Source organism: Iodobacter ciconiae, assembly GCF_003952345.1.
In the GTDB taxonomy this organism is placed as follows: Bacteria; Pseudomonadota; Gammaproteobacteria; order Burkholderiales; family Chitinibacteraceae; genus Iodobacter; species Iodobacter ciconiae.
The window spans coordinates 2,450,409-2,471,961 of record NZ_CP034433.1 but is presented as its reverse complement, the minus strand read 5'-3'; the positions used below and the strand labels follow the sequence as shown (position 1 = coordinate 2,471,961).

The following is a 21,553-nucleotide window of genomic DNA, read 5'->3' as shown; positions in this document are numbered from 1 at the left end:
ACGTTTATTTTATGTTAGATGTAAAATCATGAAAATTTTTTATTATATTCTTTTATTTCTGTTTGCTTTTAGTGCAAAAGAGGCATTTTCCAGTGAAGTAATAAGAATAAATTATTGCGACATTGTTTGGTTGTCAGTTGCCAGCCCTATTGATTCAAATACAATAAGAAGGAATTCAAACAACCTTCAAAGAGTTAATATGCCCGCATGGGGTAAGGAGACAGATCTAAGTCCCGCCAAACAAAAAACAAAACTTACTGCATGCGATAGGGTTATTCCAATAAATAGAACTGATAACAGGAAAAAATCTGAAGCATTTATTGATCTTAAAAGCTCTATTCCTGAATTGATTTTAAAGAAAATAAATGAAAATAGCTTAACATCATCAGACCTAGTTGATGATGGAGTCCCCGTCGAAGCTCTTAATGTCGAGTTCAAAAAAAATAAGAAAGGAATTTATTATGCCATTGACAAAAAAATTTCTGACTCTGTGAGCAATAAAGAATTTTCATTCTATTCTTTATCAGGAAACCCTCCTTGTATTCGTTATTCTGTAAATTACAATCCAAAAAACAATACGGATATTGATTTTATAAAATCAGTCAATCTATTGTTTTCTACAATGGAGACAAATTGGGGTTAAGGGAAAAAATATTACATTTCATAATATATATAGCCTTATTTTATCATGCGGTTGCACATCTTTTACCTAAGCTAGGCCACAACCTTGAGTTTGTAATTTAAAAGGCTGTAATCTATGTAATTAATGTGCTTATATCAATTAGGAAGGTTAGTGAAAATTAGCTCGTACAGCAAAAAATATTTTATTGTCTTTTTAACATGAAGATTGAAATTTACGTGTTACTTGCTTTAATGGCCATATTTAACTATGCGAGCGCTCAAAATATTATAGCTTCCAGAACTTCGGAAAGTTCTTTATCTTTTTCAGAGGAAGGTAAGTCTTTTTCATGCAAAACTAAATTTAAATATAAAAGTTTTAATTACTCAAATGATGGTCAGTTATTAATTAAGCGCTGCGGCGGGAATTTTACTGAGAATTCGCTGCCTTCGCCTGATTTGGATTGCACCTGTAACTGGGCCTGATGGCGCTGGATGATGTGCTTCACGATGGCCAAACCAAGGCCGGTGCCACCGGTGGAGCGTGAGCGGCCGCGATCTACGCGGTAAAAACGCTCGGTCAGGCGGGGCACGTGTTCGGGTGAGATGCCGATGCCCGAGTCTTTCACGCTAAATAAGCCATGCTCAAAGCTAAGATTCCACGATAAAGTAATCTCGCCGCCATTAGGCGTATAGCGGATGGCGTTGGAAACCAGATTGCCAAAGGCCGAATGCAGCTCGTCGTGGTTGCCAATTAATCGAATCGAATCGAGCTTGCCGATCGTTACAACGTGGCGACCTTGCGACAGGCCTTCTGCTTCGGCGGCAAGCAAGCGCATCAGCTGGGGCACATCAACTTCTTCTTCGCGCATTTGCTGGCCGCTTTCCAGGCGGGAAAGAGTTAGCAAATCGTCAACCAGACGCTGCATACGCTGGGTTTGATCATACATGAGCTGTAGATGCTGTCCCCGGGTACGTGCATCGGTGTCGGGCATATCGATCATGGTTTCGATAAAGCCACCCACAACGGTTAGCGGGGTGCGCAGCTCGTGCGAGACATTGGCGATAAAATCACGGTGTACGGTCTGGACGCGATCCAGCTGGGTAATATCACGAGATAAAAGCAGTTTGCGGCTGGAGTCAAATGGAACCAGTTGTACGGATAAAACCTGTTCCTGAGGGCGGTGAGTACGTAGGACAAGGGGATGGGCAAAATCCTGGCTGCGCAAGTATTCGCGCAGGGATGGATGGCGAACAATATTGCTGATCACCTGCCAGACATCGCTTACACGGTTGATTGCCATATGCTGTGCAGCAGAACGATTGCACCATTCGATTCTATCGTGCTCATCCAGAATCACCACGCCGTCCGGCAGGGCTTCGCTGGCGTTGGTAAAGCGATCCAGTGTATTGGTGAGCCGTTCTTTAATTTTGCTTTGCAGCCTGACCTGGTTGTAAACCCGGTCAAATACTTCTTGCCAGAGCAAAATGCCGCTAGGAACATTATCCACGCGGGAGTTCTCTACCCAGCGGTGGAGCTTGCCAAGGTTAATCAGGTGATACAGAACCGAGCAGGATAAAAGGCCTATCGCGGTTGCCATGCCACAGGTCAGCCCAAAAATAGCACCAATGGACGCAGAAAATATCGCCATTGTCAGGTAGTAAATCAGAGATCGTAGCCAGAGCATTCGGTCTTATATCCAAAGGAAAACACTTGCCTTCCATAAATTATTGAGGCTTTATAAAGCGTCCAGCATTTTTTCATAAAGAGTCGTGTATTGCTTTGAAAAGCTTTATGTAAGGGTATTATTGCCAAACTATGCTGTTTGTCGCTAGTGTCTGCTGATATTTGATCCATGGCGTTGCGCGTCTTGGATATCCGCCCTCATAAGCTTTGCCGCATACCCTGTGCCATTTTCCGGCCCGGTGCAATGGTGAATAAACGCTGGCAAAGCCAGGGGTATGTTTAATTATTGTGTGCAGACAGCCGGTAACCTGTGCCACGAACCGTCTGGATTAATCGGTCAAAATTGCTTGATTCCAGAGCAGAGCGCAAGCGCCGGATATGCACATCAACGGTGCGTTCTTCTACAAATACATGGTCTCCCCAGACGTGATCCAGCAATTGTGCTCGGGAATGTACCCGCTCCGGGTGGGTCATAAAAAAGTGCAGCAGGCGAAATTCGGTCGGGCCTAAATCGATGGTTTCGCTATTGCCGGTCACGCGATGCGTGGCAGGGTCGAGGCGCAGCCCCTGCACTTCAACCGTATCATCGGTAATTTGCGGTGCGCGGCGGCGTAGGACGGCCTTAATGCGTGCTTGCAATTCACGTGGGCTAAAAGGCTTGGTAATGTAATCATCTGCGCCGGTTTCAAGGCCGATCACCTTATCCTGCTCGTCCGAGCGGGCGGTGAGCATGATCAGGGGGATTTGCCGGGTACGCTCGTCAGCGCGTAGTTTTCTGGCAAAATCGATGCCGCTCATACCGGGCAGCATCCAATCGAGCAGGATTAAATCGGGCAGTGCGTTTCTGACAATGTTTTGTGCGTTTTCTGCAGAGTCGGCGCGCATTACATGATGGCCTGCTTGAGAGAGATTGAAAGCAATCAGCTCCTGAATGGCTGGTTCGTCTTCAACAAGTAAGATATTGGCGGGCATAACAATTTACCTCGCGGAATAAAGTTCCACATTTGTTGCAAGATTAAGGTCTGAATGTGTATTTAATATGACAAGTCTGGTGAAAGTGGTCTTATTTTTATTATCTGTGCCGTCTTTTTTATACGAAGTGGCAGTGGGTCCTGCTGCAAGCTGCTGTTAGCAAAGGCCCGAAGCGGGTTATTATGCAGGGCTACGTCAAAGAGTTTTTCTGCCCATGTCCGGATTATCAAAAACAACACCTTTGCCTGTTGAGATAAAACTTCATCAGGCCTCAAAACAGCTGGAGATTCATTTTGATGAGGGGAGCTGTTTTGTATTGCCCTGTGAGTATCTGCGAGTATATAGCCCTTCTGCCGAAGTTCGCGGGCATGGTGCTGGCCCTGGTACGCTGCAAGTGGGTAAGGAAGGCGTCAATATCGCTGATATTGTACCGGTAGGCAATTATGCCGTGAAACTGGTATTTGATGATGGCCATGATTCCGGGTTGTACTCCTGGGATCACCTTTATGAGCTGGGGTGTAATCAGGCGGTAAACTGGCAGAATTATCTGGATAAGCTTGCACAGGCCGGAGCTTCAAGAGCCGGGTAGCTTAGTGCAAACATATAAAACCCAAATCTTAAACCACGAAGAAAAAGAGGACACGGAGCTACACGTAGCAAAATAAGAAGGACATGGCTCGCATTGAACTTCCCTTGTCATTCCCGCGCAGGCGGAGATCCAGTGGTGCTACCGGATCTTTGATAACAAACACTCAGGGGTGATGGCGCGTCTTTTCGGGAAGTTATTTTGCGTCAGACACTGAAGAAGGTTTTCTCCGTGAAACTCCGTGTTTTTCTGTGTTCTCCGTGTTTTAAGATTTTGGTTTGAAATTTAAAGTGATTTATGTGCAATGGCGGATGTAAAGCCATCTGATGAGAGATAAATAATGAGTGATCCAAGTACCCATTTTGGTTTTAAAACGGTGAATGAATCCGAAAAGGCGCAAAAAGTCGCTGAGGTTTTTCATTCCGTAGCTAAAAAATACGATGTGATGAATGACTTAATGTCTGGTGGATTACACCGCATCTGGAAATTTTTCACTATTGAAACCAGCGGGGTGAAAGCGGGTGACAGGGTGCTGGATATTGCCGGTGGCACGGGCGACTTATCCAAAGCCTTTGCTAAAAAAGTAGGCAAAACAGGCCAGGTTTGGCTGACTGATATCAATAGCTCAATGCTGGGTGTGGGGCGTGATCGCTTGCTGGATCAGGGCTATGCCTTGCCGGTAGCGCAGTGCGATGCCGAGAAGCTGCCGTTTCCGGATAATTATTTTGACTGTGTATCGGTGGCGTTTGGTCTGCGCAATATGACGCATAAAGATGCTGCACTGGCAGAAATGCATCGCGTATTAAAACCCGGCGGGCGTTTACTGGTATTGGAATTTTCTAAAGTATGGGCACCGCTTAAACCTGCTTACGATATTTATTCATTTAAATTGCTGCCGTTTATGGGCAAGCTGGTGGCAAATGATGCCGATTCTTATCAGTATCTGGCGGAATCAATCCGCATGCACCCGGATCAGGAAACACTCAAGCAAATGATGAAAGACGCAGGCTTTGGCCGTGTTGATTTTCATAATATGACTGGCGGTGTGGTGGCTTTGCATAAAGGGACAAAAATCTAATGTTGCTGGCCGCTGTACTTAACCGCCTGTTGGCGCAGGATGCGGCAGCAAAGGCTGAACTCGCGCAATTTGCTGGCCGCACTATCAAAATTTCCCTGCCTTTGGTCAGTGCAACGCTGGTACTGATGCCTGATGGCTGCCTGGCAGAAAGTCTTGCCGAAGAAGCAGAAGCGACGCTTGATTTGCCACCGAGCTTTTTTACCCGGCGTATGCAGGACAAAACCGCTGCTGCCCGCCATGTGCGCCTCAGTGGCGATGGTGAGCTGGGTAGCCGTATTGGCCACGTGCTGAGCGGGTTGCGCTGGGATGCGGCTGAAGAATTATCCAAACTGATCGGTGATGTGGCCACGCAAAGGCTGGTGAGTATCGCTGGCAAAGTAGGCGGTGTCCCTGGTGCAATAGGCTCAAGACTGGTATTGAATTTAGCTGAATACTGGCGAGACGAAGCCCCGCTTTTAGCGCATAAGCGCGATGTAAATCAGTTTTGTAATGATGTGGATGAACTGCGTGATGCGCTGGCAAGGCTGGAAAAGCGGCTGCAGTTCTGTGAAAAAAATATTTAATAAACCCACGTCTTTAACCACTGAGGGCACGGAGGATGCTGAGTTTAATGGAGAAAAACAGTTTTTTCATTCAGTCTTATATTTTTTAAGCTCAGTTCCTCAGTTCCCGGTGCTTGCGTCTCGGTTCGTTGCATAGGACTTGCCCCCTTGAAGCCGCGACACGAGGAGCAAGCGGGCGGTGCTTCTTTGATGCCTGTTCGAGCGAAGCGAGTTCTGCAGTCGCTGCTGTCCATAGATGAGGGGGCTTCGTGCCTAGGTGGTTGCCGCGTGGCTTCGTTTCTTGGCGAAGCAAGAGAAGGCACCGGGGTGGCTATCGCACCAAAATCAATGTGCCGACGGCACTAAAATCTTAAGTTGAACCAATGCGTCTTTCTCGTTTAATTAAAATTGTCCGTGTGGTTTTTGGCTATGGTCTGGATGAGTTTTTACTTGGTCATGCGCGTGTGCGCGGCCTGGGTAAGCTGATCCAAGCCCTGCTTTCCGGCCGTGATCTTAGTGCGCCACGGGCAGAGCGTTTGCGGCTGGCATTGCAAGAGCTTGGGCCGATCTTTGTTAAGTTTGGTCAGGTCTTGTCTACCCGGCGTGATTTGATGCCGCTGGATTTAGCTGATGAGCTGGCGAAGTTGCAAGATGATGTGCCGCCTTTTGCAGCGGCTACGGCAGTAGCGGTGATTGAGGCGGGCCTAGGCCGCAAGCTGGATGTGCTGTTTACCGAGTTTGAGCAAACGCCTGTCGCCAGTGCCTCGGTGGCGCAGGTGCATAAAGCACGCTTACATAATGGCCAGCTGGTGGCGGTAAAAGTCTTACGCCCAGATATTTTGCCGGTGATTGAATCTGATCTGGCGCTGATGCGTATCATGGCCGTGTTGCTGGAAAAACTATCCGCCGATGGCAAGCGCTTGCGCCCCAGAGAGGTCGTGGCCGAGTTTGACCGCTATCTGCACGACGAGCTTAATCTGATGCACGAAGCGGCGAATGCCAGCCAGCTGCGGCGCAATTTTTTGAATTCTCCCCAGTTGCTTGTGCCCGAGGTCTTTTACGATTTTTGTGCGCGCGATGTGTTTGTAATGGAGTGGATGGATGGCATTCCGGTCGGGCGGATTGATGAGCTGCTGGCGGCGGGGATGGATTTAAAAAAGCTTTCCCGTTTTGGGGTGGAAATCTTTTTTACCCAGGTATTCAGAGATGGGTTTTTCCATGCTGATATGCACCCGGGCAATATTCTGGTGGCGGCAGATAATCGTTATATTGCCTTAGATTTTGGTATTGTCGGCACGCTGTCAGATAGCGATAAACAATATCTGGCGATCAACTTTTTAGCCTTTTTCAACCGTGATTATCACCGGGTAGCCACGGCTCATATTGAATCGGGCTGGGTGCCTAAAAACACGCGGGTGGAGGAGCTGGAAGCCGCTGTGCGTACCGTTTGCGAGCCGATATTTAATAAGCCGCTCTCGCAGATTTCCTTTGGCCAGGTATTGCTGGGCCTGTTTGAAACCTCAAGGCGCTTTAATGTCGAAATCCAGCCGCAGCTGGTGTTATTGCAAAAAACGCTGCTGAACATCGAGGGGCTGGGGCGGCAACTTGATCCGGATTTAGATCTCTGGCAAACCGCGATGCCGTTTTTAGAGCGCTGGATGAAAGAGCAAATTGGCTGGCGTGGCATGCTGCGTAATTTAAAAAAAGAAGCGCCACAATGGGCCGCGCTCTTGCCGGTGCTGCCACGTAAATTGGGCGAGTTGCTTGATCAAAACCATGCCGAGCTATTGATGGCGGGCTATAGCGGGCTGATGTGGGAGCAGAAAAAACGCAACTGGTGGCTGGCGGTGATTGCCGCACTACTGGCGGGATTGTTGCTAACCTGGTGGTTTAAGTAGGCTGTATATGGTGGTTTCAAAGCTTGAAGCACAGGGCTTCAGGGAAGGGGGCTTTGGAAAAGTATCCCCTGCCCATTTAGCCTGCTGGCGGGTCAATCCATAAAGGAGCTTGGTGTGATTAAATTATGCAGAAGTCATTGATTCTGAATCTGTTTGCCGAAAGTGTTAAAAGGTGATTTCCGCCTTATAGTCTGCTGCATTTTTGGTTCGATTAAAGTTCGATTACTCCTCCGCCCACACGGCGCACATTGCCACCCACCCGGATATTGCGCTGCGCATCAACTTCTACATGAATCACACTTAAGCGGCTGACTAAGCGCTGGATGGTCAGCCCCTGCTCAATCCTCAGGCTAAACGGCGCACTTTGCCCCGATGCCATCATCCAGCCAGCAATATTTGCAGCCCCGGTGCCTGCGCCAAAATCCTCATAAACTTGAAATGCATCGCAGGAAAAAAATCTGAGGGTGATGTGGTCGCCATCATTTGACCAGACTGCTGCCTGGGGCAGATTTTTGCTGGATTCAGCCAGTTTTGACAGCGAGTTGACCTGCGGATTGGCTTGTAAAACAGATTGTTGTGATCTCACCTGAACAATCAGCTGCTCTAATCCGCAATCAACAAATAAGGGCGTGCCGATGATATCTGTTGCTGCAATACCAAGGGCAGAGGCCATTTCCAAATTATTATGCCGGGCTGGACGGGTGTGCGCAGTCGCCAGCTGGCTCCACCAGCGATCTGCTTGGCGTAACAGCCAGGTCTGCCCCTGGCTTGTTTTAAATGCCTGTGCTGCCAAGCCTATTTCATCAGGGTGAGAGGCCTCTGCCGTGGCCAGCATGGCCTGCACCGAAAAGGGCAGGGTGTATTGGGTTGAATGCACATGAATATGCGTGTCATGTGCCGCAATAAAAGCGGTTTCAGCAACGCCCATTTGAAATGCAAGCGCTTGCCGTGTTGGCTCGTCAGGCATTTCTTCGCAAGTAAACACGACAATGGGGTTTCCACTTAAACGTCGTTCGGCAAAGGCATTGATCAGGTGGAAGGAATAGGACGTCATAGCAGTAGCCTGAAGTGAGTGCAGTGGTATTTGCAAATATAAATATTAGGGATTTTTGATTACATGATTATGCCATTTAATCTTTCTGTTTTATTTTTTTAAACTTACCATGTCCTTTTTTTTATTAGATGTGGTGATTTGTATCTGTAAAATTTACATTTAACGAATGACTTGATTTTTAGTATTTTATTCATCGAGTGCGGCTTGTTTTGTTTGTAGCAAATGAGGTACTAAAAACCACACTTTTTTCTTGTTGGGAGTGTGTTGATCTGAAGATTTCCTTATAGATCAAATATCTATTTGAGATCTGTTCGTAATGTAGTCTGGCTATTTTTAATACATATTTTTTTGTAATAATCTATCAGTGAAAACCGCAGGTTCTTGTTAGAATAAAGCCGTTTGCCCGATTCAATCACGAACTGGATTGCTAATGCCCGTACTCGAAACGATTGCTGATAAAGATCTGCCCCTTAAACGGGATCTTGAATTACTCGCTGAACTACTCGCTGCAACTATTCGCGAACAAGCGGGGGTTGCTACTGCCGAGCAGATAGAGTCCATTCGTGAGCTCGCCCTGTCTTACGTGCAAGAGAGTAATCCGGATGCGGGTAAAATGCTTGCCAAGTCTTTATCTGGTCTGGATCCGGCCACCACCGTTGCCTTGGTGCGTGGCTTTGGTTATTTTTCGCACCTTTCCAATATTGCTGAAGATTTACACCATAATCGTCGCCGCCGGGCGCATAAAATTGCGGGCTCCGGCCCTCAGCGCGGCAGCATTGCTGCGACGGTCCATACCTTAACAGGCAGGGGCGTCAAGGCGACTGAAATTATTGCAATGCTAGGTGAAAGTTTAATTGCCCCCGTGCTTACTGCACACCCAACCGAAGTGAAGCGTAAAACAATTCTGGATTCCCACCGCGCCGTGGCAGAGCTTTTGGCCGAGCGTGATCGTTATGCGATGACACCCGAGGAGCTGCTGGATAATAAAGCCGCTCTGGAGCGCGTTTTACTGGCGCTATGGCAAACCCGCGAAATCCGCACTTTCAAACTCACAGTACAGGATGAGATTGAAAATGGTGCAGCGTATTTCCGCAATACCTTCTTACACGAACTCCCGCGTCTTTATCTGGATTTGGAAGACAAACTTGCCGAGCTTTGTGAGCAAAGCGTTAGTCTGCCCAATTTTATTCAGGTGGGTAGCTGGATTGGCGGTGATCGTGATGGTAATCCTTTTGTTACGGGCGATGTATTACGTTACGCAGTATCGCGTCAGTCTGGTATTGCCCTGGATTACTACTATCAGCAGTGCATGAAGTTAGAAAACGAATTGTCTATGTCTACCCGGATTGTGGATGTAGACCCAGCTTTGCAGGCTCTGGCCCATTGGGCAACCGATGAGCAGGATCGTAAATCGGAAGAGCCGTATCGTTTGGCCGTTTCTGTCGTGCGCGCACGTATTTTTGCAACTGCAGTTAAAATTGGCACTTTTCATCATCAGCTGCATGATGTGGCCAATGCGGCTGAATACGCTAATACGCAGGAATTACTTGGTGATCTGGCTGTGATTGCCGCATCGCTCAAAGCGCATGGTGCCGCTTTGCTGGCCAATGGCCGTTTGCGTCGTTTGCAGCGCGCAGTATCAGTGTTTGGATTTTATCTGGCGCCGCTGGACATGCGCCAGTATTCCGGCATGCACGAAAAAGTAATTTCTGAGCTGTTTACCCATGCGGGTCTGGAAGAGTACATGCGTCTGGATGAAGCATCCCGCCGTGCGGTTTTACTGCGGGAGTTATCCAGTGCCCGGCCTTTAACTTCGGCCTATGTAGAGTACAGCGAAGATGTGCAAAAAGAGCTGGATATCTACCGGGCCGCAAGCGAGGTGCAAGCACGCTATGGCGAATCGGTTCTGCCAAATTATATTATTTCTAACTGTGATTCAGTCTCGGACATGCTGGAAGTGGCCGTGCTGATGAAGGAAGTTGGCCTGGTGCAGCTGGCTCCTAAGCTGTCTTGTAAAATTAACATTATTCCGCTATTTGAAACGATTCCGGATTTACGCAGTGCCGGCAAAATTATGACCGAGCTGTTTGCAATTTCGCAGTGGTGCAGCCTGCTGGGCTGCCGGGATAATGTGCAGGAAGTGATGCTGGGGTATTCGGACTCGAATAAAGATGGTGGTTATCTGACATCAAACTGGGAGCTTTACAAAGCAGAGCTCACCCTGGTTGAAGTCTTTCGAGCGGCCAATTTTAAGATGCGCCTCTTTCATGGCCGCGGCGGCACTGTGGGCCGCGGTGGTGGTCCGGCACATGATGCCATTTTGGCGCAGCCTGCAGGCTCGGTGAACGGCCAGATCCGGATTACCGAGCAGGGCGAAGTGATTACGGCCAAGTATGCAGATCGTGAAGTGGGCCGTCGTAATCTGGAAATCCTGATTGCAGCTACACTTGAGGCCAGCTTTCCGGAAGCGTCCCCGCCATTAAATGATGTGATGGAGCGCCGTCAGCTGATGGAAAAACTCAGCTTAAGCGCCTATCAGGCTTACCGTGATCTGGTGTATGCAACGCCTGACTTTATTACCTATTTCCGTGAAGCTACACCCATTAATGAGATTCCCAGCCTGAATATCGGCTCTCGTCCGGCAGCGCGTAAGAGCACTAATAGCATCGGCGATTTACGTGCGATTCCCTGGGTATTTTCCTGGAGCCAGTGCCGCTTAATGTTGCCTGGCTGGTATGGCTTTGGCACTGCAATCAGCGAGTATCTTAAAGAATCAGGCGATGAAGGTTTGGCGCTCTTACAGCAGCTTTACCATGACTGGCCATTTTTTAACTCCACAATTTCTAATATGGACATGGTGCTGGCTAAATCGGATATTGCAATTGCCGCGCGCTACTCCGAGCTGGTGCAGGATCAGGAACTGGCACAGCGTATCTTTTCGCGAATTAAAGCAGAATGGCAGCGTACTGTAGATGCGGTGCAAGCTATTTCCAAGCATGGTGAGCTATTAGCTGATAATCCGATGCTGGCGCGTAGTCTGGAAAATCGTCTGCCTTATCTTGATCCACTAAATCACTTGCAAGTCGAGCTTTTAAAACGCCTGCGTAGTGGCGAGGCGAATGAAGATGTTCAGCACGCGGTGCATTTGACCATTAACGGCATTGCCGCAGGCTTGCGCAATAGCGGTTAAGTGCGGTTGGTTTAAAAGTAGCAAGCAAGCCGGGGTAAACGTGTTCATACGCTCCCCGGTTTTTTTGCCTCCGTATTTCGCCTGTGCTACTTTGTCAGACTAAAATCAGTTTCTAAAAGATATGATTTAAGATTTGGGTTTTTGGTGCGCACCTGCGTAATTGCCATTCATTTGTCCATTATTGAGTCTTTCGGATGCCGCCCACATTGAAACCAACTACTTCCCCTTGTTTTTTGCTTGCCCTGTTGCTGGGTATGGCTCTGCCTGCCGCCACTGCGGGACAATTGCCGACGCATTTTGGCGACAAAATGGAGGCTGCTTTATCTTGTCGCAGCGAGTGGTCGAATGACTGGTGGCGCAGTTATTTCCGTCAGTATTTAGACGAGCCTTTGCGTATATGGGGTGAGGCTGAATGGTTTGCCGCGCAAAATGCCAAATTGGGGGATAACACGGTTAGTGAAGTGTTTGTCAGCTTACCTAGCTCAGGTGCCCTAATGGTGGGGGCGTTGATCCCTGCTCAAATCGAAACCGTGCGTAAGAAAATTGAAGCGAGCATGGGGTTTACTTTTGTTCCTCTGGCTGGCAACTATCCACGTTATCTTTCTAAATTTGGCAGCGTGCTGGTTGGCCTGCCTAATGATCAAACCAAATGGTATTGCGCACGCTGGAATTTGGGTAACCGCCCCTGATGCGGCAAGGTTAGTTTAGCGTTGCTATTTTTAAGATTTGCTGATTTTTCTGTACAGGTGGGAAGCCGGTATTTTTCCGCCAAGTCAAGAATGGATGTGGCAGATGGGGACCATGGATTTGATATGTTTTAGAAAGATGAAAAATGTTTACGATTGTATATTTTTTCTTTCAAATATCTGTCTTAATTATTTTTAAGAGGTTATAAATACTTATTTTGGCGTGGTTTTGAATTAATATATTATTTTTGTTAATACCATTTTTTTGAAAATAGACGGAACTGCTACCTGGTGATTTTCTCTCTGTATTTAATTTTATTATCTTACATTTATTGTATTTTTCATGAAAGACTGAATTGAATATAAGTAGTTTAACGTATGCTTTTTTACTAAATACACAGGTTTTTACTTGGAAATTTATGTAATTTAAGCTTAAAAACTACACCAATAAAAATATAGAAATTACATAAATAAGTAAATGTGCTGCAATGCAATATTTTATAACCCGCGTAAATTAAGTTTAAAAAAGTATTTTTTATTTAAAATGCTGCGTCGCACAAATAATAAAGGGGTGTGAATTTGTAGTGGAAGCTAATGGTTTGGAATAAAAGCTAGCTTGTTGTTTTTTTATTTAAAATTGAGAGCTTGACAAGAAAAATAGAATGGTTAGTAATGAAGCCTATCAAGACCGATTACAAAGAGAAGCGGCTTGATGTGGCTTTTAATACAGGTAAGCTTTCATAGAATTGACGCCTGTAGGAGGCCGCTAATACCAGTTGAGATGCGTGAATAACGCCAATCAGTCTAAAGAGGATGGAGACTCCCTTTATGTCGAATTTCAGCCGTTTAGCAGCAATTCCTGCTGTATTTATTGCAATGCAAGCTTTTGCAGCACCTGCCTGGGATGCTGCAACGATTTATACCGGTGGGCAGCTTGTGAGCTATGCCGGAAAAGACTGGAAAGCCCAGTGGTGGACTCAGGGCAATGTACCGGGGGCTGATCAGTGGGGTCCCTGGGTTTTACAAGCTGGTGCATCAACACCTGTTCCTGCGCCAACACCGTCCTCCAGTCCGGTCCCAACCCCTGCTCCTACACCTTCTGTTTGCTATGCAATATGGAGCGCCACAAGCGCTTATTCAGCTGGTCAGTCTGTTACACATCAAGGTCGCAATTACAAAGCACAGTGGTGGACACAGGGGGATGATCCATTGACCAATGTCGGCTCGGGTAAGCCCTGGCTTGATTTAGGTGCCTGCTCTGGTTCGACGCCAACGCCAACGCCAACGCCAACGCCAACGCCAACACCAACACCAACACCAACAGGCAGCATGCAAGTGGGTTCTTACTTTGCACAGTGGGGTATTTATGACCGTGGTTATCTGGTGAAGCATGTTCAGAGCAGTGGCTCGGCTGCCAAGATGACTTTCCTGAATTATGCCTTTGGTAATATCTATGCCAAAAATGGTGGCTACGAATGTGGCATTGTTACCAAGGCAGAAAATGGTACACAAGACGGTGGCGATGGCTGGGCTGACTTCCAGAAAGGTTTCGGCGCAAGTGATTCGGTCGATGGCGTAGGCGATGTTTGGGGTGAAGATGGCAAAGGTGGCTTAAAAGGCAACTTTAACCAGCTTAAAAAACTGAAAGTTAAAAATCCTGATTTAAAAGTGTTTATCTCGCTAGGGGGCTGGACCTGGTCTAAGTGGTTCTCTAATGCATCCGCTACCGATGCAAGTCGCAAGCAGCTGGTTTCCAGTTGTATCGATCTTTATATTAAGGGCAATATTCCCTACGATGCCGGTTCTAATGCCGGTGGTAAAGGCACTGCAGCAGGGGTGTTTGACGGGATTGATATTGATTGGGAATACCCGGGCGTTCAGGGGATAGGTACGAACACGGTGTCTGATGCGGATAAGCAAAATAATACTTTGCTGCTGAAAGAGTTCCGTGCTCAGCTGGATGCGCTGACTGAAACAACGGGTAAGAAATATGGCCTGACCGTTGCCATTGGTGCGGGAGCAGAAAAAATTGCCATGACTGAGCCTGGTGAGTACTCCAAGTATCTGGACTGGATCAATCTGATGTCATACGACTTTAATGGTGGATGGGATGCCAAGGGGCCGACAGACTTCCAGTCACATCTTTATAACGATCCTGCCAGCCCGCGTTATCTTGATCCTAAGACCGGTAAACCAGGGCTTGCCGCACAATATAATATTGAAAGCGCAGTGAAAAACCTGATTGCCGCGGGCGCGCCAGCCAGTAAGATCGTTTTGGGGATCCCTTTTTACGGTCGTGGCTGGACAGGTGTGCCCAATATCAACAATGGTCTGTATCAATCAGCTACAGGTCCGGCCAAGGGCACATATGAGTCGGGCATTGAAGATTATCGCATTCTGAAAAATGCAGCCGGTTCGGTATTTGTTCACCCTATTACCAAGCAATCCTGGAAATATGATGGCAATACATTCTGGTCTTACGATACAACGGATGTTATTCAGACCAAGCTTGATTTTGTAAAAGCTAATGGCCTGGGTGGTACGTTCAGCTGGTCGCTGGATGGTGACGATAGTATCGGTACTTTGATGAATGCGATGAGCAAAGTTCGTCAGTAAGATTAATTGAGTTAGTTTAAGTAGCAGGCTAGCTGGCCCCCATGTTTAGGCATGGGGGTTTTTTTTGTCCGAGTGGGGGATAATCACCTCTTTGCTGATTTGATCCTATCGTCCTATGCTGCCCATTCAATATAATTTTGATCTAAAAAATGCGAATACGCTTGGTCTTGCCGCTATTGCCAGCCACTTTCTCTTACTGAGCAAGCCCGGCCAATTAATCGAGCTTAGCCAATCCCCCGAGTTAAAAGCGCTTTCCAGGCTCGTTTTGGGGGGAGGAAGTAATCTGGTCCTGCCCGAGCAGATCAATGCACTGGTGATTGGTGTGGCATTAAAGGGGCGTCGCCTGCTGCGTGAAGATGATGAAGCGTGGTATGTGGCGGCGGCAGGAGGGGAAAACTGGCATGAATTTGTGGCCTGGACACTGGCTCAGGGCTGGGCGGGCTTAGAAAACCTATCGCTGATTCCGGGGACGGTGGGTGCTGCACCGGTACAAAATATCGGTGCCTATGGGGTAGAAGTCAAAGACTGCCTGTATGAGTTAACAGCCTATAGCCTGGCTGATGGCCATACACAGGTGTTTAGCGCTGCAAAATGCCAGTTTGCTTATCGGGATAGCTGTTTTAAGCAGGCCGAAGCAGGCAAATGGCTGATTGGCGAAGTGGTGTTTAAATTATCCAAATCTGCCAATATCAAAACCAATTATGGCGATATCGAACAGGAGCTGGCAGCGCTGGCCCAGCCTAGTTCGGCCAGTGCAGTGGCCCAGGCCGTGATTAATGTGCGCCAGCGCAAATTGCCCGATCCAGCCGTGATTGGCAATGCAGGCAGCTTCTTTAAAAACCCCATCGTGCCAAGCGGGCTGCGCGAGCAGGTGTTAGCCGTACATCCGGAGCTGATTTCCTATCCCGCAGGGCCGGATCATTACAAATTAGCTGCAGGCTGGCTGATAGAGCGCTCCGGCTGGAAAGGCCGCCAGCTTGGGCCGGTAGGCATGTACCAGCAGCAAGCCCTGGTGCTGGTAAACCATGGCGGGGCAACGCAAAGTGACGTAGCCAAGCTCACCGCCGCCGTACAAGCCGATGTGAAAGAAAAATTTGGCGTAGAGCTAGAGGCCGAGCCGGTTTGGTGGTGAGGCTGGTGTAGGAGGGTTTCCCATAGCTGCTAAGTAATTTAGCTTTATGTTTGCAAGCAACAAAAAACTTAATAACCACGCTTTTGGCATAGGGCTTAAATCACCCCTTGAAGCCGCGACACGAGGAATAAGCGGCTCGGGGGGGGGGCGATAAAGGGGGAGCGGGCTTGCTCCCGAGCAGCCTCAACGCCGAGCCGATTATCCGCAGTGAGGGGCCTTCGTGCTTTTGAGGTTGTGGCTTGGCTTTGTTTCTTGGCCGCGCAAGAAAGGAAGGTCCAGCGGGACGCCCGCACCTAAATCAACGTGCCGAAGGCACTAAAAAGGTCTTTTTGGCTTTGCTTGCACCCGCTCCAGCAAAAGGACAGCGGGCTATGCACCTACTGCTAAAGGAAAATACTTCATGTGGATAGACACCCATTGCCATCTGGATGCCCCGGAGTTTGCTGCTGACCGGGATGAGCTTGTGGCGCAAGCAAAGCAGGCGGGGGTTAAGCAGATTGTTGTTCCTGCCGTTAGCGAGGCGACTTTTTCCGATGCACTCACTATGCGTACCCGCTATGGTTGTTTTCCAGCTTTTGGCCTGCACCCGATTTATACGGCAGTGCATAGGGACGAGCATTTGCTGACTTTGCAGCATTATTTAGAGCTGTATCGGCCGGTTGCTGTGGGAGAAATTGGCCTGGATTTTTATGTACCCGATTTAGATGCCACAAGACAGATCGAGCTACTTGAAGCCCAGCTCAGGTTGGCAAGAGATTTTGATCTGCCCGTGCTGCTGCATCTGCGCCGTGCTCAGGATGTGCTGCTTAAATATTTACGTAAATGGCGGGTAAAAGGCGGTATTGCCCATGCCTTTAATGGCAGCCTGCAGCAGGCCGAAGTATTTATATCGCTGGGGTTTAAGCTGGGTTTTGGCGGAGGGATGACTTACACGGGCTCGCAACGGATACGAAAATTAGCCAGAGATTTGCCTCTGGAAGCGCTGGTGATGGAAACCGACGCGCCGGATATCCCGCCCGCCTGGCTGGACCGCCAACGTAACCAACCTGCTGAACTCGTCAAAATGGCCGGGGTGCTGGCTGAATTGCGCGGGATCAGCCTGGAAGAATTAGCCACCGCTACCAGCGCCAATGCAAGGGTAGTGCTGCCTGGATTGCTGCTTCAAGAAAAAAATCTGTAGACACAGAGAATGGGAAGTACGGAGAGATCGAAGAGTAAGACTCTCGTTTTTTTCTCTGCGTTCTCTGTGTCTACAGAACTTTTCAAAGCTCTTGAATTACACGCCTAGCTAAAATAGTCCAACTCCAGTGCAGATTTAACTTCGGCCAGAGTTGTCGCTGCCACGGTGCGGGCACGGGCCGTACCGGCTTTTAAAATCTGCATCACATGGGCCGGATCTTTAGCAAGCTCTAAGCGGCGATTGCGGATGGGTTCGATTAATTCTTGCAGGCGCACTTCTAAATGCTGCTTGATGACCGAATCTGCTAAGCCGCCCTTGCGGTATTTGGCTTTTAAATCGTCCACAAAGCTGATATCCGGCTCAAATGCATCCAGAAAGGTAAATACTGCATTACCTGACACCTGGCCCGGATCATTGATTTTTAAGTGTTTGGAATCGGTATACATGCTTTTTACAAACTGAGTGATTTCATCCGGGCTGGCTGATAAATGCAGCGCATTGCCCTGGGATTTACTCATCTTTGCCTTACCATCAGGCCCCGGTAGCCGACCCGTTTGCGGAATGATGGCTCGTGTTTCCAGCAAAATATCTTTACCTGCCTGCGTATTGAAACGGCGAACAATCTCGTTGGTTTGCTCGATCATCGGGGCCTGATCTGCCCCTACAGGCACCGCTGTGGCTTTGAATGCGGTGATATCTGCTGCCTGGCTGACCGGATAGGCCAAAAAGCCTGCCGGAATATCGCGCTGGAAGTTCTTCTGGCGAATCTCTTCTTTTACCGTTGGATTGCGCTCCAGGCGGGCGACGGTAACCAGATTCATAAAGTAGTAAGTCAGCTCGGATAATTCCGGCACTTGCGATTGAATGAAAATGGTGTTTTTAGCCGGGTCAAGGCCAACGGCAAGGTAATCGAGCGCGACTTCCAGCACATTGCGATGCACCACATCGTGGTCGGTATCGGTGAGTGCCTGGGCGTCTGCCAGCATTAAAAACTGGGTGTGTTTGTCCTGAAAGGCGAGGCGGTTTTGTAATGAGCCGACAAAATGGCCTAAATGTAAAGGGCCCGTAGTACGGTCGCCCGTCAGAATAATATGCGAAGTCATGTTCTCGATCCTTCTCTGGATAAAAGCCGCCGAGCCCATGGGGAGTGTAGATACAACAATGCCGCCTGGACCGGCGGCATTGTTCAATTAAATGAGCTTAAGCCGCCAGTAAAATATACGGGCGGTAGCACCAGCTCGGGGCTGGCGTAGTAGCAAAAAGGGAGGCTTGTGTTGCGTTCATGGGCACCACTATTGCAGCTTTTATGCTGCCTGTCTACCGTATTGGGTGCCTTAATGATAACTATTGCTGTTTGGTTCTGTGGCAGGCACAGACAGGGCAGGCCGGATCACGCTTATAGCGCATTTCCCGCCATTGCATATTGCGGGCATCAAGCAGCTGCAAACGCCCGATAAGCGGGCTGCCAAGGCCGGTAATAAGTTTGAGTGCTTCTGCTGCCTGAGCGGCTCCAATGATTCCTACCAGCGGGGCAAAAACGCCAAAAATTGCACAGGGGCCGTCGCTGGCTTCGCCTTCTTCGCCGAACAGGCAGTGATAGCAGGGTGCGCTGTCTAGTCTTGTGTCAAAGGCGGTTAACTGGCCATCAAAGCGCACTGCCGCGCCGGAGACCAGTGGCACTTTATGCGTTACACAGGCGCGGTTTACTGCATGGCGGGTTGCAAAATTATCACAGCAGTCCAGCACGATACTGGCTGTGGCGACAAGCTTATCCAGTTTTTTATCTGTCGCCCTTGTCATCTCTGTTTTGACTGTGATGTGCGGGTTTAGTGCATAAATAGCCTGGGCGGCAGATTGTGCTTTATTCTGGCCAAGATTGGCGGTGGTGTGGATGATTTGCCGCTGAAGGTTGGATAGATCCACCTGATCGTTATCCACAATGGTGAGCGTGCCAACACCTGCCGATGCCAGATAGAGCGCTGCCGGAGAGCCTAAACCTCCTGCCCCGATGATTAATACATGGGCCTGGCTGATTTTTTCCTGCCCTTCGATTCCAATTTCATCAAGCAAAATATGGCGGCTGTAGCGCAGCAGTGCCTGATCATCAAGCATATCTTCGGTGCTGGATAGAGGATTAGGGCAGAAGTTCATGGCAGAAGATCGCAATTAGTGGGTGAGAAATGATACGAGAAGGCGGCGGGTACTGCGTATTTTCCCTTAAATAGCGTGGGTCGCGGAGTCTAAACTTTTGATGTCGCCTTTTCAAACATATTTGGTGGTGGAAACACGATGCCAGCTACTTTTTTTGCCTGAAATATTTAATGCAATATAACTTACAAATATCGCCGCAGTTCTTCCGGTGTTTCATCGTGGTCGCCATGCGGGTGTTTGTCCCATACATGAACGTAGACATCACGGTTTTTAACATTGTGTTCGGGAATTTCTAAATTGCTGCAGGCGATGTCTTCACAATAGTGGGCGAGGGCGCGTTTGATTTTGCTCAGGACGCTTTCATCTAAATGAAAGCCGGCGTGTTTCAAATTGCTTTCCAGCCATTGCAAGCGGCATTCTGGCAGCTGGTAATACACGCTGATGCAGGGGCTTTGGTTTAAGGCTTGTGCTTTAACCCCATCTAGCGAATTTAAATAATCTGCTGCGAGCTCGGCCTGGCCGGGGGGCTGCGGATAGAGCTGAATCAAGTGGTGCCTGGTGTTTTGGTTTAAACAGGGTTTCATCGCTGTTCTCCATAAGATGCTCTAGTTTATCCCGATGAAACTTACTTTGCACGCAATGAAAAACAGCCCCCGAAGGAGCTGTTGATTACACGGATGGCGCTATCGTTATTTGGCAGGTGCTGCTGCATTTTTGTTTTGCAAAATCTGCTGCACTTTCAGAATATTGAGCGCCTGTTGCAACTGGTAGTCATTTTTAGAGGCAATTTCACGTGGGTTCTCTTCCGCTGCCTCGCTGCTGGCCGCAGGTTTTAGTTTTTTAATTTCCGTTTTGATTTCAGCCTTGGTTTCGGATGCCGCTTTTTTATTGCCCGCCTCTTTATCATTTGGGTTATCCAGGCGATGGCCCAGATCGGCTTCACGAATCCGGAAGGCGCTTTGTTCCTTGCCGTTCAGTACTGCTTCTTCAACTTCAATATCCGGCGTAATACCCTTTAATTGAATTGAGCGGCCCAGTGGTGTGAAGTAACGTGCCGTTGTCAGCTTCAGTGCAGTTTTATTATCGATTGGCATAATGGTTTGCACCGATGCCTTACCAAAGGTTTGCGTGCCGACCACGATGGCGCGCTTATGGTCCTGCAGTGCTCCTGCCACAATTTCAGAGGCAGAGGCCGAGCCACCATTGACCAGTACAACCAGCGGCACATTTTTTACATCTTTCGGAGTATTCTTAAAGTAGTCATCCTTGCCGCTTTGACGCAGATAATTTTCTTTGCTGGTGGTTAATTTGACTTTGGAGTCAGGCGTACGGCCTTCGGTGTAAACCACTAAGGTATCTTTAGGTAAGAATGCAGCAGATACACCCACGGCGCTGTTTAACAGACCACCCGGATCGTTACGTAAATCAAGCACAAGGCCTTTAAGCGATACTTTGTTTTCTTTGTAGAGGGCATCAATAGCCTGGGCTACGTTTTCGGTGGTGTGCTCCTGAAACTGGGCGATACGGATATAACCGTAGCCCGGTTCGGCCAGTTTGGATTTCACACTTTGTACTTTAATCACTGCACGTTTGAGCGTCAGAACAATCGGTTTGCCTTCACCTTTACGCAGCATGGTGAGGGTGACTGACGAGCCGATTTTGCCGCGCATTTTAGTCACAGCATCATTGAGCGACATGCCTTGCACCGGTGTTTCGTCGATCTTGGCAATAAAATCGCCAGCCTTTACACCCGCACGATAGGCAGGGGTATCTTCAATGGGTGAAACCACGCGCACCAGGCCGTCTTCCATGCTGACTTCTATTCCAAGGCCGCCAAATTCACCCTGGGTTTGAATCTGTATATCCTTGAAGGCTTCGGCATCCAGATAGGTAGAGTGAGGATCCAGCCCTGAGACCATGCCCTTGATGGCTTCAGTAATAAGCTTCTTATCTTCAACAGGCTCTACATAGCTTTGTTTGATCAGGCCAAAAACCGTCGAAAATGCACGCAGCTCTTCAACCGGCAGCGGGTTGCCCCCGGCATCTTTGTCAGCAACCGCATTAAAGGAAAGACTCAGGGCTATGCCCAGACCTGCACCTGCCATTAGCAAGGCAATCTTTTGGAGCTTTGGTTTTTTGTTGCTCGAGGACATCCGTTTTTTC

General features: G+C 48.5%; 17 protein-coding genes. 10 read left to right on the top strand and 7 right to left on the bottom strand.

Annotation, left to right across the window (positions count from 1 at the left end):
* Nucleotides 1-28: 28 nt before the first annotated feature.
* Nucleotides 29-643 (top strand): hypothetical protein, encoded by a 615-nt coding sequence (locus EJO50_RS10705; protein WP_125974046.1) that lies wholly within the window; start codon nucleotides 29-31, stop codon nucleotides 641-643.
* Between the two features lie 373 nt (nucleotides 644-1,016).
* Here EJO50_RS10705 and phoR read toward each other — a convergent pair whose 3' ends face one another.
* A complete protein-coding gene (gene phoR, locus EJO50_RS10700) occupies nucleotides 1,017-2,306 on the bottom strand; it encodes a phosphate regulon sensor histidine kinase PhoR (protein ID WP_125974044.1) in 1,290 nt (429 codons plus the stop codon).
* Between the two features lie 278 nt (nucleotides 2,307-2,584).
* Nucleotides 2,585-3,277, bottom strand: a complete 693-nt coding sequence (gene phoB / locus EJO50_RS10695; protein ID WP_125974042.1) for a phosphate regulon transcriptional regulator PhoB — start codon at nucleotides 3,275-3,277, stop codon at nucleotides 2,585-2,587.
* 214 nt (nucleotides 3,278-3,491) lie between these two features.
* Here phoB and EJO50_RS10690 point away from each other — a divergent pair, with 214 nt between their 5' ends.
* The 4 genes from EJO50_RS10690 (at nucleotide 3,492) to ubiB (ending at nucleotide 7,381) form a co-directional block, all read left to right on the top strand.
* Nucleotides 3,492-3,866 carry a gamma-butyrobetaine hydroxylase family protein gene (locus EJO50_RS10690; RefSeq protein WP_125974040.1) on the top strand — a complete coding sequence of 125 codons (375 nt, stop codon included), beginning with the start codon at nucleotides 3,492-3,494 and terminating at the stop codon, nucleotides 3,864-3,866.
* A 337-nt stretch (nucleotides 3,867-4,203) separates the two neighbouring features.
* Nucleotides 4,204-4,941, top strand: coding sequence for a bifunctional demethylmenaquinone methyltransferase/2-methoxy-6-polyprenyl-1,4-benzoquinol methylase UbiE (ubiE, locus tag EJO50_RS10685; RefSeq protein WP_125974038.1), 738 nt, complete (start codon nucleotides 4,204-4,206; stop codon nucleotides 4,939-4,941).
* On the top strand, nucleotides 4,941-5,504 hold the full coding sequence (locus tag EJO50_RS10680) for a ubiquinone biosynthesis accessory factor UbiJ (protein ID WP_125974036.1): 564 nt from the start codon (nucleotides 4,941-4,943) through the stop codon (nucleotides 5,502-5,504). Before ubiE ends, EJO50_RS10680 begins: the two co-directional genes overlap by 1 nt.
* Before the next feature lie 362 nt (nucleotides 5,505-5,866).
* Nucleotides 5,867-7,381 (top strand): ubiquinone biosynthesis regulatory protein kinase UbiB, encoded by a 1,515-nt coding sequence (ubiB, locus tag EJO50_RS10675; protein ID WP_125974034.1) that lies wholly within the window; start codon nucleotides 5,867-5,869, stop codon nucleotides 7,379-7,381.
* Between the two features lie 211 nt (nucleotides 7,382-7,592).
* Here ubiB and EJO50_RS10670 read toward each other — a convergent pair whose 3' ends face one another.
* A complete protein-coding gene (locus EJO50_RS10670) occupies nucleotides 7,593-8,435 on the bottom strand; it encodes a PhzF family phenazine biosynthesis protein (protein ID WP_125974032.1) in 843 nt (280 codons plus the stop codon).
* A 430-nt stretch (nucleotides 8,436-8,865) separates the two neighbouring features.
* Between EJO50_RS10670 and ppc the strand changes: the two genes are divergently transcribed.
* From ppc to EJO50_RS10645, 5 genes are all read left to right on the top strand, one after another.
* Nucleotides 8,866-11,625, top strand: coding sequence for a phosphoenolpyruvate carboxylase (ppc, locus tag EJO50_RS10665; RefSeq protein WP_125974030.1), 2,760 nt, complete (start codon nucleotides 8,866-8,868; stop codon nucleotides 11,623-11,625).
* Nucleotides 11,626-11,819: 194 nt separating this feature from the next.
* A complete protein-coding gene (locus tag EJO50_RS10660; RefSeq protein WP_125974028.1) occupies nucleotides 11,820-12,314 on the top strand; it encodes a hypothetical protein in 495 nt (164 codons plus the stop codon).
* 825 nt (nucleotides 12,315-13,139) lie between these two features.
* Nucleotides 13,140-14,927 carry a glycosyl hydrolase family 18 protein gene (locus EJO50_RS10655; protein ID WP_233702050.1) on the top strand — a complete coding sequence of 596 codons (1,788 nt, stop codon included), beginning with the start codon at nucleotides 13,140-13,142 and terminating at the stop codon, nucleotides 14,925-14,927.
* A 115-nt stretch (nucleotides 14,928-15,042) separates the two neighbouring features.
* Nucleotides 15,043-16,059, top strand: a complete 1,017-nt coding sequence (murB, locus tag EJO50_RS10650; protein ID WP_125974026.1) for a UDP-N-acetylmuramate dehydrogenase — start codon at nucleotides 15,043-15,045, stop codon at nucleotides 16,057-16,059.
* A 400-nt stretch (nucleotides 16,060-16,459) separates the two neighbouring features.
* Nucleotides 16,460-17,239 (top strand): TatD family hydrolase, encoded by a 780-nt coding sequence (locus EJO50_RS10645; protein WP_125974024.1) that lies wholly within the window; start codon nucleotides 16,460-16,462, stop codon nucleotides 17,237-17,239.
* Between the two features lie 104 nt (nucleotides 17,240-17,343).
* Here EJO50_RS10645 and trpS read toward each other — a convergent pair whose 3' ends face one another.
* The 4 genes from trpS to EJO50_RS10625 form a co-directional block, all read right to left on the bottom strand.
* The gene (trpS, locus tag EJO50_RS10640; protein WP_125974022.1) at nucleotides 17,344-18,342 is read right to left on the bottom strand and encodes a tryptophan--tRNA ligase; all 999 of its coding nucleotides are present in this window, start codon (nucleotides 18,340-18,342) and stop codon (nucleotides 17,344-17,346) included.
* A 241-nt stretch (nucleotides 18,343-18,583) separates the two neighbouring features.
* A complete protein-coding gene (locus EJO50_RS10635) occupies nucleotides 18,584-19,390 on the bottom strand; it encodes a HesA/MoeB/ThiF family protein (protein WP_125974020.1) in 807 nt (268 codons plus the stop codon).
* Nucleotides 19,391-19,572: 182 nt separating this feature from the next.
* The gene (locus EJO50_RS10630; RefSeq protein WP_125974018.1) at nucleotides 19,573-19,974 is read right to left on the bottom strand and encodes a hypothetical protein; all 402 of its coding nucleotides are present in this window, start codon (nucleotides 19,972-19,974) and stop codon (nucleotides 19,573-19,575) included.
* 105 nt (nucleotides 19,975-20,079) lie between these two features.
* Nucleotides 20,080-21,543: a S41 family peptidase gene (locus tag EJO50_RS10625; protein WP_125974016.1), complete on the bottom strand. Its 1,464-nt coding sequence runs from the start codon at nucleotides 21,541-21,543 to the stop codon at nucleotides 20,080-20,082.
* Nucleotides 21,544-21,553: the final 10 nt, after the last annotated feature.

Excerpts from the sequence above, each read along its gene's own strand:
- EJO50_RS10705 (WP_125974046.1), top strand. The coding sequence starts at position 29 with ATGAAAATTTTTTATTATATTCTTTTATTTCTGTTTGCTTTTAGTGCA.
- phoR (WP_125974044.1), bottom strand. The coding sequence starts at position 2,306 with ATGCTCTGGCTACGATCTCTGATTTACTACCTGACAATGGCGATATTT.
- phoB (WP_125974042.1), bottom strand. The coding sequence starts at position 3,277 with ATGCCCGCCAATATCTTACTTGTTGAAGACGAACCAGCCATTCAGGAG.
- EJO50_RS10690 (WP_125974040.1), top strand. The coding sequence starts at position 3,492 with ATGTCCGGATTATCAAAAACAACACCTTTGCCTGTTGAGATAAAACTT.
- ubiE (WP_125974038.1), top strand. The coding sequence starts at position 4,204 with ATGAGTGATCCAAGTACCCATTTTGGTTTTAAAACGGTGAATGAATCC.
- EJO50_RS10680 (WP_125974036.1), top strand. The coding sequence starts at position 4,941 with ATGTTGCTGGCCGCTGTACTTAACCGCCTGTTGGCGCAGGATGCGGCA.
- ubiB (WP_125974034.1), top strand. The coding sequence starts at position 5,867 with ATGCGTCTTTCTCGTTTAATTAAAATTGTCCGTGTGGTTTTTGGCTAT.
- EJO50_RS10670 (WP_125974032.1), bottom strand. The coding sequence starts at position 8,435 with ATGACGTCCTATTCCTTCCACCTGATCAATGCCTTTGCCGAACGACGT.
- ppc (WP_125974030.1), top strand. The coding sequence starts at position 8,866 with ATGCCCGTACTCGAAACGATTGCTGATAAAGATCTGCCCCTTAAACGG.
- EJO50_RS10660 (WP_125974028.1), top strand. The coding sequence starts at position 11,820 with ATGCCGCCCACATTGAAACCAACTACTTCCCCTTGTTTTTTGCTTGCC.
- EJO50_RS10655 (WP_233702050.1), top strand. The coding sequence starts at position 13,140 with ATGTCGAATTTCAGCCGTTTAGCAGCAATTCCTGCTGTATTTATTGCA.
- murB (WP_125974026.1), top strand. The coding sequence starts at position 15,043 with ATGCTGCCCATTCAATATAATTTTGATCTAAAAAATGCGAATACGCTT.
- EJO50_RS10645 (WP_125974024.1), top strand. The coding sequence starts at position 16,460 with ATGTGGATAGACACCCATTGCCATCTGGATGCCCCGGAGTTTGCTGCT.
- trpS (WP_125974022.1), bottom strand. The coding sequence starts at position 18,342 with ATGACTTCGCATATTATTCTGACGGGCGACCGTACTACGGGCCCTTTA.
- EJO50_RS10635 (WP_125974020.1), bottom strand. The coding sequence starts at position 19,390 with ATGAACTTCTGCCCTAATCCTCTATCCAGCACCGAAGATATGCTTGAT.
- EJO50_RS10630 (WP_125974018.1), bottom strand. The coding sequence starts at position 19,974 with ATGAAACCCTGTTTAAACCAAAACACCAGGCACCACTTGATTCAGCTC.
- EJO50_RS10625 (WP_125974016.1), bottom strand. The coding sequence starts at position 21,543 with ATGTCCTCGAGCAACAAAAAACCAAAGCTCCAAAAGATTGCCTTGCTA.